Origin of the sequence: Janthinobacterium sp. KBS0711 (assembly GCF_000988085.1) — a bacterium.
In the GTDB taxonomy this organism is placed as follows: Bacteria; Pseudomonadota; Gammaproteobacteria; order Burkholderiales; family Burkholderiaceae_D; genus Janthinobacterium; species Janthinobacterium lividum_E.
The window spans coordinates 9786-24673 of the sequence record NZ_LBCO01000007.1 but is presented as its reverse complement, the minus strand read 5'-3'; the positions used below and the strand labels follow the sequence as shown (position 1 = coordinate 24673).

General features: G+C 63.9%; 13 protein-coding genes and 1 pseudogene. 13 read left to right on the top strand and 1 reads right to left on the bottom strand.

The window, feature by feature from the left end; genetic code table 11:
* Window positions 1–893, top strand: an 893-nt coding sequence (locus VM94_RS03890; RefSeq protein ID WP_046682505.1) for a LysR substrate-binding domain-containing protein, incomplete at its 5' end; no start/stop codon positions are given.
* Window positions 890–1255, top strand: coding sequence for a hypothetical protein (locus VM94_RS03885; protein ID WP_046682284.1), 366 nt, complete (start codon window positions 890–892; stop codon window positions 1253–1255). The genes VM94_RS03890 and VM94_RS03885, both read left to right, overlap by 4 nt.
* A gap of 156 nt (window positions 1256–1411) precedes the next feature.
* On the opposite strand, the gene orn is transcribed toward VM94_RS03885, so the two are convergent.
* The gene (orn, locus tag VM94_RS03880; RefSeq protein WP_185982107.1) at window positions 1412–2020 is read right to left on the bottom strand and encodes an oligoribonuclease; all 609 of its coding nucleotides are present in this window, start codon (window positions 2018–2020) and stop codon (window positions 1412–1414) included.
* A 56-nt stretch (window positions 2021–2076) separates the two neighbouring features.
* Between orn and VM94_RS03875 the strand changes: the two genes are divergently transcribed.
* The 11 genes and pseudogenes from VM94_RS03875 to VM94_RS28835 form a co-directional block, all read left to right on the top strand.
* Window positions 2077–3357, top strand: a complete 1281-nt coding sequence (locus VM94_RS03875) for a M48 family metallopeptidase (RefSeq protein WP_046682283.1) — start codon at window positions 2077–2079, stop codon at window positions 3355–3357.
* Window positions 3354–3719, top strand: coding sequence for a 4a-hydroxytetrahydrobiopterin dehydratase (locus tag VM94_RS03870; protein WP_046682282.1), 366 nt, complete (start codon window positions 3354–3356; stop codon window positions 3717–3719). Before VM94_RS03875 ends, VM94_RS03870 begins: the two co-directional genes overlap by 4 nt.
* Window positions 3716–4621, top strand: a complete 906-nt coding sequence (rsgA, locus tag VM94_RS03865) for a ribosome small subunit-dependent GTPase A (protein ID WP_046682281.1) — start codon at window positions 3716–3718, stop codon at window positions 4619–4621. The genes VM94_RS03870 and rsgA overlap by 4 nt, the downstream gene beginning before the upstream one ends.
* A gap of 269 nt (window positions 4622–4890) precedes the next feature.
* On the top strand, window positions 4891–5346 hold the full coding sequence (locus tag VM94_RS03860; protein WP_046682280.1) for a hypothetical protein: 456 nt from the start codon (window positions 4891–4893) through the stop codon (window positions 5344–5346).
* Between the two features lie 175 nt (window positions 5347–5521).
* Window positions 5522–8377: an ATP-binding protein gene (locus VM94_RS03855; RefSeq protein ID WP_046682279.1), complete on the top strand. Its 2856-nt coding sequence runs from the start codon at window positions 5522–5524 to the stop codon at window positions 8375–8377.
* A gap of 283 nt (window positions 8378–8660) precedes the next feature.
* Entirely contained in the window at window positions 8661–9581 is a 921-nt protein-coding gene (gene argF / locus VM94_RS03850; protein WP_046682278.1) for an ornithine carbamoyltransferase, read from the top strand.
* Window positions 9582–9650: 69 nt separating this feature from the next.
* Window positions 9651–10886: an argininosuccinate synthase gene (locus tag VM94_RS03845; protein ID WP_035825961.1), complete on the top strand. Its 1236-nt coding sequence runs from the start codon at window positions 9651–9653 to the stop codon at window positions 10884–10886.
* Between the two features lie 186 nt (window positions 10887–11072).
* The gene (locus tag VM94_RS03840; protein WP_046682277.1) at window positions 11073–12884 is read left to right on the top strand and encodes a methyl-accepting chemotaxis protein; all 1812 of its coding nucleotides are present in this window, start codon (window positions 11073–11075) and stop codon (window positions 12882–12884) included.
* 4 nt (window positions 12885–12888) lie between these two features.
* A complete protein-coding gene (locus VM94_RS03835) occupies window positions 12889–13347 on the top strand; it encodes a chemotaxis protein CheW (RefSeq protein ID WP_046682276.1) in 459 nt (152 codons plus the stop codon).
* Complete coding sequence (locus VM94_RS03830) at window positions 13344–14582, top strand: CheR family methyltransferase (protein WP_046682275.1); 1239 nt, start codon at window positions 13344–13346, stop codon at window positions 14580–14582. The genes VM94_RS03835 and VM94_RS03830 overlap by 4 nt, the downstream gene beginning before the upstream one ends.
* 9 nt (window positions 14583–14591) lie before the next feature.
* Window positions 14592–14888 (top strand): annotated as a pseudogene (locus tag VM94_RS28835) (chemotaxis protein CheW); the annotation flags it as partial.

The window sequence follows — 14888 nt, the reverse complement described above, 5'->3', positions numbered from 1 at the left end:
CCCGCCATGAAGGCTTCCAGCGCGCGGGCGAAGAATTGCACGTGTCGGCCGGCGCCATCGGCCACCACGTCAAGCAGCTGGAAGCGTGGCTGGGCATCGTGCTGTTCCAGCGCCTGCCGCGCGGCGTGGTGCTGACCAATGCCGGCCAGCGCTATGCGGCCTCGCTGGGGCCGATCCTCAACCAGCTGGCCGACGTGTCCGAGCAGGCGCGGCGCCAGGGCGACGACAAGGTGGTGACGGTGACGGCCACCAGCTCGCTCGTCTCGCGCTGGCTGATGCCGCGCCTGGGCCGGCTGCGCGACCGCTATCCGCAGATCGAGCTGCGCGTGCTCGCGTCGATGCACCCGGTCGACCTGGCGCGCGACGGCGTGGACGTGGCCATCCGCCTGGGACCGGGCCGCTATCCGGGCCTCAAAGTCGATTTATTGATGGAAGAATGGTTTTCCGCCGTCTGCAGCCCCGATTTCCGCGCCAACGCGGCCAGCCTGCGCCAGCCCGCCGACCTGCTGCGCTATCCGCTGCTGCACGACGAGCCGGAAGTGCACCTGCCCGGCGAAATCGACTGGACGCGCTGGCTGCACAGTTGCGGCGTGCACTACAGCGGCAATAGCGGCAACAGCGGCGCGCGCTTTTCGCACACCTATCTGTGCCTGGACGCGGCCGCCAGCGGTCAAGGGGTGGCCATTGCCGCCAGCCCCCTGATCGGCGACGACCTGCGCTCGGGCCGCCTGGTGCGCGTGTTCGAACACGCCGTGCGCGGCCCCCACTGCTATTATCTGCTGCGCTCGCCCCAGGCGGAAACGCGGCCCCTCGTGCATGCATTCTGCGAATGGCTGATCGCCGAGGCGCGCGCCGACCAGGAAACCGTCTGGCCCACCGTGGAGACCGCATGACTCAGCAGGAATTGGCGCGCAGCGCCGCATATAGTGTCCAACATGAATACGAACACGCCACGGTGACGGCGGCCGATGGCAGGCAGGCCAGCGTGGGCGAATTCTATGGCGACCCGGCCGCAGCCTTGATCGATGTCGATGAGCAATGGTGCGCCGTGGCGGGCGAGGGATTGGTGATTTGCCGGCTGGAACAGGGGTTCGGCCAGTGCATGGAATACTACCGCCAGCCAGGCGAGGTGCGCTGGATTACCGACTTGCGGCAAACGGGACCGTTTGCGCTGGAATGGCAGGGTGAGGATGGTGCTTGGCACAGCCTTGTCTTTGAGGCGGCGGATGTGTCGGCTTACGCGCCAGGGCGCTAAGCCGACCTACGCCAACCTCCCCCAGCGGCGGTGGATGTCCCGTAGGTCGGGTTAGCGCGCAGCGCGTAACCCGACAACACCACCACAAACCAGCCGGAGCAACAGATCAGAGCAGGTAGGTCGGCTTAGCGCGCAGCGCGTAAGCCGACAACACCATTACAATTTAATGAAATGCTCGCGGTAGTACTTCAGCTCCTCGATCGACTCGAGGATATCGGCCAGCGCCGTGTGCTTCTGGTGCTTCTTGAAACCGGTGGCGATTTCCGGCTTCCAGCGCTTGCACAGTTCTTTCAGTGTCGACACGTCAACATTACGATAGTGGAAGAACGCTTCCAGCTTCGGCATGCCGCGCACCATGAAGCGGCGGTCCTGGCCGATGGTGTTGCCGCACATGGGCGACTTGCCTGCCGGTACGTACTTTTTCAGGAACGCGATCAGTTCCGCTTCCGCCTGCGCTTCCGTCACGGTCGACGCTTTCACCTTGTCGATCAGGCCCGAGCGGCCGTGCGTGCCCTTGTTCCAGGCATCCATCTTGTTCAGGGTTTCATCGGATTGATGAATCACGAACACGGGGCCTTCGGCCAGCAGGTTCAAGTGCATGTCCGTGACCACGACCGCCACCTCGATGATGCGGTCGGTATCGGGCTCCAGGCCCGTCATTTCCATGTCGACCCAGACCAGGTTCATCTCGTTTGGACGTGCCGGCACGGCGGGTGCGGGGGCGGATGCAGAGGTGGCTGCAGTTAAGTCGGTCGCTTGTGACATAATTCTCTCTTGGCCTAATCAAACTAAATAATCAGCCATTTTCTCACAGGCACAGAATGTATTCACTCGCGTTTTCGATTTTGTTTGTATCCGTCCTCGTTTTGACCCTGGCCGTGCGCTTCTGGCTCGCTTCGCGGCAGATTCGCCACGTGCTGGCGCACCGCGCCGCGGTCCCGCCCGAATTCGCGGAAAAAATCCCGCTGGCCGCGCACCAGAAGGCGGCCGACTACACGGTGGCCAAGACCAAGTTCGGCTTGCTGACCCTGCTGGTCAACTACGCCGTGCTGATCGGCTTTACCTTGCTGGGCGGCTTGCAATGGCTGGCGCTGCACCTGAATGAATGGATGGGGCCGGGCTCGCCCATGCTGTACCAGATCGGCCTGATCGCCGCCTTTGCCGCCATTTCCGGCCTGATCGATCTGCCCTTCGATTACTACCGCCAGTTCGTGCTGGAGCAGCGCTTCGGCTTCAACACCATGGCGCGCAAGCTGTTCTTCACGGACATGCTCAAGGGCGTGGGCCTGGGCGCGGCCATCGGCCTGCCGCTGATCTGGGTCGTGCTGACCCTGATGGCCAAGTCGGGCGACCTGTGGTGGCTGTACGCGTGGTTCGTCTGGAGCGGCTTCCAGCTGCTGATGATGGTGCTGTTCCCGACCGTCATCGCTCCCCTGTTCAACAAATTCACGCCGCTGGCCGACGAAGCGCTGAAGAGCCGCATCGAAGGCTTGATGCAGCGCGTCGGTTTCGCCTCGAAAGGCCTGTTCGTCATGGATGGCTCGAAGCGCAGCGCCCACGGCAATGCGTATTTCTCGGGCTTTGGCGCCAACAAGCGCATCGTTTTCTTCGACACCCTGCTGTCGCGCCTGGCGCCGCAGGAAATCGAAGCCGTGCTGGCGCATGAACTGGGCCACTTCAAGCTCAAGCATATCGTCAAGCGCATCGCCATGATGTTCGTCATCTCGCTGGGCTTCCTGGCGCTGCTGGGCTACCTGAAGACGCAGCCGTGGTTCTATGCGGGCCTCGGCGTCGACCCCGTCGCCGTGGCGCTGACGGGCCAGCCAACCGATGCGCTGGCCCTGCTGCTGTTCATGCTGGCCTTGCCCGTCTTTACTTTCCTGCTGGGACCGTTGACGTCGCTCAGCTCGCGCAAGCACGAATTCGAAGCCGACGCCTTTGCCGCCACGCACACGCAGGCGGACGACCTCGTCTCTGCCCTCGTCAAAATGTATGAAGACAATGCGTCGACCCTGACGCCCGACCCGCTGCACTCGGCCTTTTACGATAGCCACCCGCCGGCCAGCGTGCGCATCCGCCACCTGAAAGGGGCTACGACATGAATACGCCATCGACTTCGCAAGACCTGGCCCAACTGAGTTGCTCGCCGCGCCAGCAGGCGCTGGGCGACACGGACATCGCCACCCTGCACGCCCTGCTGCCCCAGTGGACCGTGCAAAATGGCAAGCTGTGCCGCGACTTCGGCTTCAAGAATTACTACCAGACCCTAGCGTTCGTGAACGCCCTGGCCTATATGACCCATACGCAAGACCACCATCCGGAGCTCATCATTACTTACAAAACCTGCGCCGTGCGCTACGACACGCACTCGGTCAACCAGGGCGCCGGCGGCCTGTCCGAAAACGACTTCATCTGCGCCGCCAAGGCAGACCTCATCTACCAGAGCAGCCAGGTGACCGCATGAGCGAAGGCAAGTTGACGGGCGTCATCATCGCCGCCCACGGCCGCCACTACCTGGCCGACGTGGACGGCGCCAAGCTGCAATGCGTGACGCGCGGCAAGAAAACCAATGTGGCCGTGGGCGACATCGTGCACCTGACGCGCACTTCCAACGACCAGGCCGTCATCGACCGCATCGAGGAACGCAAGACCCTGCTGTACCGCTCGGACCAGTACAAGTCGAAATTGCTGGCCGCCAATTTGACGCAGCTGTTCATCGTCGTGGCGACGGAACCGGGCTTTGCCGACGACCTGATCTCGCGCTCGCTGGTGGCGGCCGACGCGGCCGGCATCGAGGCGCGCATCATCCTCAACAAAACGGACGTGACCGCTTCGCTGGAGCGCGCCCGCGAACGCCTGTTGCCGTATTCGTCGATGGGTTATCCCGTCGATGAAGTGTCGGCGCGCGCCGAACCCGAGCACGCCGTGGCCACCCTGGCGCCGCTGCTGGCGGGCCAGTCGTCGATCCTGATCGGCCAGTCGGGCATGGGCAAGTCGTCGCTGATCAACCTGCTGGTGCCGGACGCCGACATCGCCGTGCGCGAAATCTCGGCCGCGCTCGACACGGGCAAGCACACGACGACCTTTACGCGCCTGTACAAGCTCGAGGAACTGGGCGCGAACAGCTCCATCATCGATTCGCCCGGCTTCCAGGAATTCGGCCTGTACCATCTGTCCGAAGGCATGCTGGAGCGGGCCTTCCGCGAATTCCAGCCGTATCTTGGCGGCTGCAAGTTCTATAACTGCCGCCACCTGATCGAGCCGCAGTGCGCCATCCTGCAAGCCGTGTCTGAAGGCAAGATTTCCAAGATGCGCCATACCCTGTACGGCCAGCTGCTGCACGAATCGGCGCAGACCCTGTATTAAGCAATATTTCTTTCATTCAAATATAGCGCCGCAAAACACCGGACAGGCGAAATTTAATTTCGCCGCCGAGCCCGCCCTCCGACTTTAATCCCAAAACCGTTCATCCACCGTTTTAGGCATTTCAGCGCGTAAAACCTGCCTTCCATCGCCTGCCGCTGGCGATGGACAGGCGTGTTTGCTAACTTGACACCAGTCCCTGCCAGAAACCTGCCAGCGACCACACGATCCAACTCCACTCCATCCAGCCATCCTGATCGAAGGTGAATGTCATGCATACCAAACGCTTCCTCCCCCTCCTCGCCGCCCTGTTCGCGCTTGCCGGCGGCACGGCCCAGGCGCAAACCGCCGCCGCACCGCAAGCCGCTGACAGCGTGCGCGTCACCTCGGGGGCCTACTATCACGTCACGGCCCAGGAAGCCTTCGACATCGAGCAGCAATACCACCTGTCGAATGGGCAACGCCTGGAAGTCCACCAGCAGGACAACCATTTCTTTGGCCGCCTGATCGATGACCGCGAATGGCAGGCAAAAGCCAGCGTGGAAATCTACCCCACCGGCCCGGGCCAGTTTGTCAGCAAAAAGGGCGCCGCCTTCGTCTTCAGCAATGAAGGCAAGCAGGTGGTGATCGACGACGCCCAGCTCCTGCCCGGCTTGCGCATGCCGGCCGACATGCGCAGCGCCAGTACCGTGAACGGCAGCGCCAGCATCCGCCTTGTGTCGCGCTAGGTACCTGTCCCGCCATCGAAGGCTGGGGGCAAATCACCCCCGCCTGGGACGCCATGGCGCATGAATAATTCTGACCAGCGTACTGAACAATTCCCCTGAATGCAGCTTACAATGCGATGACACATGGCCTGTGCGGTCGCAGGCTGGCGCCACTGTTTGCGGGGAGAATGCTTGAATGGAAATGTTCGCGCTCGAACATGACGTAGCGCAGTGGGAAAGCGCATTGCTGCCGTTGCGCGGCGCCGGGCGCGTACCGCTGCTGTTGTTGCTGTCCTGGCATTTGCGCCAGCGCGATTGCGCCAGAGCAATTCATCTGAGCGAGGAAGCGCATCTGCTGCTGCCGCTGGCCGGCCTGGAAGCGGCGGCACTGGAACGGGCGCGCGCGCGTCTGCAACTGGTGCAGGCGGAAGTGGCCTGGCTGCAAGGCGCGCTCGACTCGGCGGAAAGCCTGGCCATGGCGGCGCACGCCACCTGCGGCGCGCACGACGACGGCGCCGGCTGCGCCGATGCCCACTGGCTGCTATCCTCGATCGCCGTCGACCGCGGCGACCATGCCCGCTGCGACGCCGAACTGCTGGCCGCGGCGCAGCAAGCGCGCGGCGCCGGCGATGCGATGCGCGCCAGCCTGGCCGACGCAGCCACTGCCCGCTGGGCCGTCTTGCGCGACGCGCCAGCAGCCCTGGCCTGCTGGGGCGCTCACTTCCAGGCCGACGGCGCCAGCGGCAAGCTGCCCGCACCGCTGGCCGCCTGGGTGCACGACTTCCACGGTTTGCTGGCGCACACGTCGCGCGACCTGGGCGCGGCCGCCGGCCACTACATGCAAAGCTACGAGGCGGCCCTGGAAAGCGGCCAGCTGCGCGGCGCGATCACGGCCGCCATCAATATCGGCGACTGTTTCTCCAGCCTCAACGACAATGAATCGGCCCTCGAATGGATGCAGTGCGCGCTGGACTTGGCGCGCCCCACCGGCTGGCCGCGCAGCATCGGCGCCTGCCAGACGCATACGGCCGAGACCATGCGCAAGCTGGGGCGCCTGGCCACGGCCGAAGACTTGCTGCGCGAAGCGCTGCACATCCTGGCCCCCGTCGCGGGCGCCCGCACCTATGCCAACGCCCTGTTCCACCTGGGCGAACTGAGCCTGGACAAGGGCGACTACGACACGGCGCTCGACGCCTTCAGCCGGCTGGCACAACGGGCCGAAGCGCTGGGCCAGGCCGATTTCCGCAGCATGGCGCAGCGCGGCAGCGCCCACGCGCTGTCTTACCTGGACCGTCCGGACGAAGCGCTGCAAGCGGCCGAACGGGCTTGCCAGCTGGCCACCGCGCAGGGCGACGCCATGCACCAGGTGGCGGCGCTGCGCGTGCTGTCCATGCTGCACGCGCGCCACGACTTGCCGCCGCCCGCAGGCATGCAGGAACGCAATCCCGCCCTGCATTTCCTGCACCAGGCGCTGCAGGTGGCCGACTCCATCGACGGCTATGTGCCGCCCGGCGAACTGCTCGATGCGCTGGCGCGCGAATACGCGCATGCGGGCGACTATGCGCGCGCCTACGATATCGCCCTCGCGGCGGGCGTGGCGCGCGAAAAAAGCCACACCCAGCAGGCAAGCAACCGCGCCACCGCCATGCAGGTCTACCACCAGACGGAACATGCGCGCTCGGAAGGCTATCACCACCGCGAACTGGCCGCCTCCGAAGCGCGCCGCGCCGAAGTGCTGCAGCAAACCAGCGACACGCTGGAACGGCTGTCGGCCATCGGCCAGGAAATCACCACCCACCTCGACGCCAGCGCCGTGTTCCAGGTGCTGGACCGCCATGTGCATGCCTTGCTGCCAGTCAATACCTTCGCCGTCTACATGCTCGATCCCGCGGGCACGGCGCTGCGCCGCGCGCACGGCATGGAAGCGGGCCGGCCCCTGTCCGACAACGCCATTCCACTGAGCAACCCGCGCGCCTACTCCGTGCGCTGCCTGCTGGGCCGGCGCGAAGTGTATATCGACCAGGTCCCGCCCAAGCGCCACGCCTACACCGTGCCCGGCACCTTGCACAACCAGAGCGTGCTGTACGTGCCCTTGACGGTGGGCGAGCGCGTGCTGGGCGTGATGACGGTGCAAGCGTGCCATGCCCATGCCTACGGCGAACGCGAACGCCTGATCTTCCGCACCCTGTGCGCGTATGGCGCCATCGCGCTCGACAATGCCAGCGCCTACCGGCAACTGCAGGACGCCCAGGCGCAACTGGCATCGCAGGAAAAGCTGGCCGCCCTCGGCTCGCTGATGGCCGGCGTGGCGCATGAACTGAATACCCCGATCGGCAACAGTTTATTAATCGCCAGCACCATGCAGCAAAAGACGGAAGACGTGGAACGCCTGATGAACGGCCCCGGCCTGCGCCGCTCCGACCTGGCCGCCTACATCGATGATGCGAGCAAGGCGTCGGCGCTGGTGATGCGCGGCCTGCACAGCGCGGCCGACCTCGTCAACAGCTTCAAGCAGGTGGCCGTCGACCGCACCACCGAACAGCGGCGCCAGTTCGACCTGCAGCAGGTAAGCAATGAAATCATCGCCACCGTCATGAACCGCATCCGCAGCTCGGGCCACCGCATCGAGACGGACATCGACTTCGGCATCGCGCTGGACAGCTATCCGGGACCGTTCGGCCAGGTGATCACCAACCTGATCAACAACGCCCTGCTGCACGCCTTCGCACCCGCGCCCAACGATGGCGCCGCAGGCAAGGGCTGCATGCGCCTGTCCGCCACGCTGGACGGCGCGCGCGTGCGGATCGTCTTCGCCGACAATGGCGGCGGCATCGCCGAACAGCACTTGTCGCGCATCTTCGACCCCTTCTTTACCACCAAGCTGGGCCAGGGCGGCAGCGGCCTGGGTTTGTCGATCAGCTACAACATCGTCACGGCCCTGCTGGGTGGCACCATCCAGGTGGCCAGCAGCCCCGCCGGCACGCGTTTTACGCTGGATTTGCCCCTGGTGGCGCCCCAGCTGGACGGGGCCGCGCCCGCCAGCATCTATTAATCCACCGCCCTTTGCCCGGGCGCAGGCTTGCCTATACAAGTACGCGCCCGGACGGTCTTTCCAATCTAAAAGCAAAACCCTTATAATTGAACGGCTGAAGTACTTGCCATTGCATTTTTTTCAACTTGGCAAACCGCATCGACCCGCGCGACAAACAGGCGCGGGCACCGATCAACACAGCAGCGCGCCGGGCGAGGCAGTCATCAGACGAGATGTTGTACGCTGATGCAACCCGGCGGGAAAGGCACGCCGCCGGCGGCCTGCGCATCTTCAAGTGGTCATTATGTCGACAAAAAAACCGATCAAGCACTACCTCCAGTTCTCCGATTTCACGTTGGAAGAGTACGAATATGTGATCGAACGCGCCCATCTGATCAAGCGCAAGTTCAAGAATTACGAAATCTACCATCCACTGATCGACCGCACCCTGGTGATGGTCTTTGAAAAGAACTCCACCCGCACGCGATTGTCGTTCGAAGCCGGCATGCACCAGCTGGGCGGCGCCGCCATCTACCTGAACACGCGCGATTCCCAATTGGGCCGCGGCGAGCCGGTGGAAGACGCGGGCCAGGTCATGTCGCGCATGTGCGACATCATCATGGTGCGTACCTTCGGCCAGGAAATCATCGAGCGTTTCGCCGCCAATTCGCGCGTGCCGGTGATCAATGGCCTGACCAATGAACACCACCCGTGCCAGGTCTTTGCCGACATCTTCACCTACATCGAACACCGCGGCTCGATCGCCGGCAAGGTCGTCGCCTGGATTGGCGACGCCAACAACATGCTGTACTCGTGGCTACAGGCGGCTGAAGTGTTCGGCTTCCACGTCAACGTGTCGACGCCGCAGGGCTACGACATCGACCTGTCGCAAGTCAAGACCGAGCGCTACACCTTCTTCGCCAACCCGTCCGACGCATGCGAAGGCGCGCACCTGGTCAACACGGACGTGTGGACCAGCATGGGTTACGAAGCGGAAAACGCGGCCCGTATCGCCGCCTTCGACGGCTGGATCGTCGATGGCGCGAAGATGGCCCGCGCCGCGCCCGACGCCCTGTTCATGCACTGCCTGCCTGCCCACCGCGGCGAGGAAGTGGCAGCCGAAGTGATCGACGGCCCGCAATCGGTCGTGTGGGATGAAGCGGAAAACCGCTTGCACGTGCAAAAAGCGCTGATCGAATACTTGTTACTCGGTAAAATCCAATAATTCGCCTGGCACTGCATAAAACCTGGCAGCATCGCAATACATACATCGACAACGACAACTGGAAGCAATATGAGCGACATTAAAAAAGTAGTCCTGGCCTATTCCGGCGGACTCGACACCTCCGTCATCCTGAAATGGCTGCAAGATAACTACCAGTGCGAAATCGTCACCTTCACGGCCGACCTGGGCCAGGGCGAAGAACTGGAACCGGCGCGCGCCAAGGCCATCAAGTTCGGCATTAAGCCGGAAAACATCCATATCGAAGACGTGCGCGAAGAATTCGTGCGCGATTTCGTCTTCCCGATGTTCCGCGCCAACACCGTGTATGAAGGCGAATACCTGCTGGGCACCTCGATCGCCCGTCCTTTGATCGCCAAGCGCCTGATCGAAATCGCCAACGCCACCGGCGCCGACGCCATCTCGCACGGCGCGACCGGCAAGGGCAACGACCAGGTGCGTTTTGAACTGGGCGCCTACGCGCTCAAGCCAGGCGTGAAGATCATCGCCCCATGGCGCGAGTGGGATCTGCTGTCGCGCGAAAAACTGCTGAAGTACGCGGAAGACGCCGGCATCGAAATCGACATGAAGCACAAGAACGGCGGCGCACCGTACTCGATGGACGCCAATTTGCTGCACATCAGCTTTGAAGGCCGCCACCTGGAAAACCCGAGCGCCGAAGCGGAAGAGACCATGTGGCGCTGGACCGTCAGCCCGGAAAACGCCCCGGACGAAGCGGAATACCTGGACATCGAATACGAAAAAGGCGACATCGTCGCCATCAACGGCGTGCGCATGTCGCCTGCCACCGTGCTGGCCGAACTGAACAAGGTTGGCGGCAAGCATGGCGTGGGTCGCCTGGACTTGGTGGAAAACCGCTACGTCGGCATGAAGTCGCGCGGCTGCTATGAAACCCCGGGCGGCACCATCATGCTCAAAGCCCACCGCGCCATCGAATCGATCACGCTGGACCGCGAAGTGGCCCACCTGAAAGATGACCTGATGCCGCGCTACGCGTCGATGATCTACAACGGCTACTGGTGGGCGCCTGAGCGCGTCGCCCTGCAAACCCTGATCGACCACACGCAGGAAACCGTGAACGGCTGGGTACGCATCAAGCTGTACAAGGGCAATGTCATCGTCGTCTCGCGCGATTCGAAGACGGATTCGCTGTTCGACATGAACATCGCCACCTTCGACGAAGACGGCGGCGCCTACAACCAGGCCGACGCAGGCGGCTTCATCAAGCTGAACGCCTTGCGCATGCGCATCGCCGCCATCGCCCGCGAAAAACGCGGCCAGAAGTAACTAGTTGCCGGGAGGCACTATCTCCCCCGCCAAGCAAAGCCGCCCACGGGCGGCTTTTTTACGTTTGAAACGCACTCGTCCGCGATTTACGTCACTGCGCGCGCCCGGATCGCCCCCATTTGGCTGTCTCCGTGGCAAAATGCTACAGTGCAATTGTGCTGACCTTCCCGCTTCCGGAGCCCTCCCATGTTCAAAGACCTGAGTATCAAGAATAAACTGTACCTGGGCTTCGGCTCCATCGTGGCCATCATCCTGATCCTGCTGGGCGTGGCCTACAACAGCTTTTCGCGCCTGTCGGAAGCCAATGCATGGGACCGCCATACGATGGAAGTGCTGGTCGAGATCGACAGGATCCACAATTCCATCCTGCAAATCCAGGTGGAAGCGCGCGGTTTCATTCTCACTGGAAATGAAACGTCGCTGACGCCGGAGTCGAATGAAATGGACGTGCTGAGCCAGCACACGCAAAAAGCCATCGCCATGACGGTCGACAACAAGGTGCAGTCGGAACGCTTCCGCAAGATCGACGCGCTGACCACCACCTGGGTCAAGGAATGGATCAATCCCCTGATCGAGAAGCGCCGGGCGCTGGGCAACGCGCCGGGCGCCACGGAATCGGTGGCGCGCACCATGCCGCCGGGCGGCTACCCCGCCGTCGCGCAAGCGAACAAGCTGCTCGACGAAGTGGCCGCCGAAGAAACCCGCTTGCTGGCCGAGCGCACGGCCACCACGGCAAAATTGCAGGAAACCATGATGCTGACCCTGGCCCTGGGCGGCCTGCTGTGCGTGGTGCTGGCGCTGGGCATTTCCTACCTGCTGGGCCGTTCCATCCTCGGCCCGCTGAACAGCCTGACGGACGCCGTCGGGCGCATCGCCGGCGGCGAGCAAAGCGCGCGCGCCGCCATCCTCTCGCGTGATGAACTGGGCAAGGTGACGGAAGAATTCAACCGCATGGCGCAAACCATCCAGGACAATCAGGCCAATGAACTGGCCGCCACGAATACCCTGCGCGCCAAGGTCGATTCCCTGCTGGAAGTGGTGTCGAAAGCCGCCTCGGGCGACCTGACGGGCAAGGTCGGCATCACGGGCAGCGACGCCATCGGCCAGCTGGGCAACGGCCTGGCGAAAATGTTCGAAAACCTGCGCAGCCTGCTCAACAATGTGCAAAAGGCCGGCATCCAGGTGACGACGTCCGCCACGGAAATCGCCGCATCGGCGCGCCAGCAGGAAGCCACGGGCATCGAGCAGGCGCAAACGAGCGTGGAAATTCTCAGCACCACCAAGGAAATCTCGGCCAACACGAGCCAGTTGCTGAAAACCATGGAAGACGCCACCGCCGTGGCCGACTACACGACAAATGCGACGGCCGAAGCGCAAAACAACCTCAAGCGCATGGATTCGACCATGCAGCACATGGTCTCGGCCACCGATTCCATCAACGCCAAGCTGGCGGCCCTGTCGGAAAAAGCCAGCAATATCAATAGCGTGCTGATCACCATCACCAAGGTGGCCGACCAGACCAACATCCTGTCGCTGAACGCCGCGATCGAGGCGGAAAAAGCGGGCGAGGCGGGCCGCGGCTTCTCCGTGGTGGCGACGGAAATCCGCCGCCTGGCCGACCAGACGTCCGTGTCCACCTGGGATATCGAGCAAATGCTCAAGGAAATGCAGTCGGCCGTGTCCGCCAGCGTGATGGGCATGGATAAATTCTCGGAGGAAATTCGCCGCAGCGTGGGCGAGGTGCGGCAAGTGGCGGAACAATTGTCGTCCGTGATGGACCAGGTGCAGAAACTCACGCCGCAATTCGATGCCGTGCTGCAAGGCATGCAGTCGCAGGCGATCGGCGCCTCGCAGATTTCCGACACCATGATGCAGCTCAACGACGCCACCCAGCAAACGGTGGAGTCCTTGAAGGCCACCAGCGAAGCGGTGCACCAGCTGCAATATGCGGCGGGCGACCTGCAGTCGAGCGTGTCGACCTTCGCCGTCACCATCTGATCCCATGAAAGTGCTGCTCTTTCACATCGGACGCGACCGTTATGGCCTGCCCCTGGCCGGCATCGTGCGCGTCTTGCCGCTGCTGGAGCTGAAACAGTTGCCGCTCACGCCAGACTACGTGGCCGGCCTGATGGACTTGCATGGCACGCCCGTGCCCGTGATCGACCTGTCGCGCCTGGCCGGGCTGCCGGCCGCCGCCGCGCAGTTCGACACGCGTATCGTCGTCGTCGACTACCGCGCGCCTGGCGGCGAGACGGTGCACGCGCTGGGCCTGCTGGCCTCGCAGGTGCGCGGCATCGCCGACATCGACCCGCTCCGGCTTGAAGACAGCGGCGTGGCGACAGCGCCCTTCCTGGGCCAGGTGGCCAGCGACGCCGACGGCATCGTGCAGCTGGTGGAACTGGAACACCTGCTGCCGCCGGACGTGCGCGCGCTGCTGTTCCAAGACGCGAGCGCGGCATGACGGCGCAGGCCCTGCTGCGCCGCGCGACCGGCCTGTCCGTCTCCAAATCCGTGGCCGAGCGGGCCGTCGGCCAGCGCATGGAGCAGACGGGCTTTGCCGATAGCGAAGCCTACCTGCAGGCGCTCACACCGGCCGAAATGACGCAATTGATCGAGCTGGTGGTGGTGCCCGAATCGTGGCTGTTCCGCGATCCGCAGGCGTTCTACGCCACCGTCGAACTGGTGCAGGAACGCTGGGCCCGGGGGCGCGCCACGCGCATCCTGTCGATTCCCTGCGCGGGCGGCGAGGAACCGTATTCGATGGCCATGGCGCTGCGCGACGGCGGCGTGCCGAAACAGGCATTCAGCATCGACGCCTACGACCTGAGCCCCGGCTGCATCGAGCGGGCGCAGGCAGGCGTGTATGGCCGCAACGCCTTCCGTGCGCAGGACGTGGCCTTCCGCGAGCGCTATTTCACGCACGTGGCCGACGATTCCTACCGCATCATCGACTCCTTGCGCGAACAGGTGACCTTCAGGCAGGGCAATTTGCTGCAGTTCGACACGGCCACCTACAGCCGCCATTACGACGTCATCTTTTGCCGCAACCTGCTGATCTACTTTGACAAGCCGACCACGCGCGCGGCCATCCACAACCTGTCCGCCCTGCTGGCCGACGACGGCATGCTGCTGGCCGGCTATGCGGAAGTGCCGTCGTTCTGCCAGAACGGTTTTACGACGCTGCAATTCCGCCAGGCCTTCGCCCTGAAGAAGGAAACGGCGGCGCCGGCCAGCCCCGTGCAAGTGGCGCCGCTGCCGGCCTTGCGCACCTTGCGCAGCGTGCCGCCCGCGCCAAGGCGCACAACGGTGGCCCCTCCCTCTCCGGCGGTGCCGCGCACGCGGCCCGTGTCCGTGCCGCCGCCCGCGCAAACTGCGCAGGCCGATTTGCTGGCCGAGGCGCGCCTGCTGGCCGACCGCGGCCAGTTGCGCGAAGCCGGCGAAAAATGCCACGCCCACCTGGCGAAAGTGCCCGAGGCGGCGGAAGCGTATTTCATGCTGGGCATCATCAATGAACTGGCCGGCAAGATGGACCTGGCCGACGACTACTGGCGCCGCTGCATCTACCTGCAACCCGACCATTACGAGGCGCTGTGCCATCTGGCCCTGCTGGCCGAACGCAATGGCAACCACACGGCCGCCGCCACCCTGAAGGCGCGCGCGGCACGCATCTACGAGCGCCGCCAGGCGTCCAACTAAGGGGCAAGCATGACAAACCTCATCGCCACCGAGTCCCCCGCCACCATCGACGACTGCTGGAACCATATCGGCGTGGTCGGCGACCAGAGCTGCCCCAAGCTGCCAGCCAACGTGCATTGCCGCAACTGCGACGTGTATGCGGGCGCCGCCCAGCGCAACCTGCAGCGGCCCGTGGACGAACACTACCGGCGCGACTGGGCCAGCCACTTCCGCCAGATCGATGCGGGCGGCGAACTGCGCGACAGTTCCGCGCTGGTGTTTCGCATCGGCCGCGAATGGCTGGCGCTGCCCACGCGCGTATTCGAC

What these genes read in the sequence shown, in the direction of transcription:
- VM94_RS03885 (WP_046682284.1), top strand. Translation starts at nt 890, where the DNA reads ATGACTCAGCAGGAATTGGCGCGCAGCGCCGCATATAGTGTCCAACAT.
- orn (WP_185982107.1), bottom strand. Translation starts at nt 2,020, where the DNA reads ATGTCACAAGCGACCGACTTAACTGCAGCCACCTCTGCATCCGCCCCC.
- VM94_RS03875 (WP_046682283.1), top strand. Translation starts at nt 2,077, where the DNA reads ATGTATTCACTCGCGTTTTCGATTTTGTTTGTATCCGTCCTCGTTTTG.
- VM94_RS03870 (WP_046682282.1), top strand. Translation starts at nt 3,354, where the DNA reads ATGAATACGCCATCGACTTCGCAAGACCTGGCCCAACTGAGTTGCTCG.
- rsgA (WP_046682281.1), top strand. Translation starts at nt 3,716, where the DNA reads ATGAGCGAAGGCAAGTTGACGGGCGTCATCATCGCCGCCCACGGCCGC.
- VM94_RS03860 (WP_046682280.1), top strand. Translation starts at nt 4,891, where the DNA reads ATGCATACCAAACGCTTCCTCCCCCTCCTCGCCGCCCTGTTCGCGCTT.
- VM94_RS03855 (WP_046682279.1), top strand. Translation starts at nt 5,522, where the DNA reads ATGGAAATGTTCGCGCTCGAACATGACGTAGCGCAGTGGGAAAGCGCA.
- argF (WP_046682278.1), top strand. Translation starts at nt 8,661, where the DNA reads ATGTCGACAAAAAAACCGATCAAGCACTACCTCCAGTTCTCCGATTTC.
- VM94_RS03845 (WP_035825961.1), top strand. Translation starts at nt 9,651, where the DNA reads ATGAGCGACATTAAAAAAGTAGTCCTGGCCTATTCCGGCGGACTCGAC.
- VM94_RS03840 (WP_046682277.1), top strand. Translation starts at nt 11,073, where the DNA reads ATGTTCAAAGACCTGAGTATCAAGAATAAACTGTACCTGGGCTTCGGC.
- VM94_RS03835 (WP_046682276.1), top strand. Translation starts at nt 12,889, where the DNA reads ATGAAAGTGCTGCTCTTTCACATCGGACGCGACCGTTATGGCCTGCCC.
- VM94_RS03830 (WP_046682275.1), top strand. Translation starts at nt 13,344, where the DNA reads ATGACGGCGCAGGCCCTGCTGCGCCGCGCGACCGGCCTGTCCGTCTCC.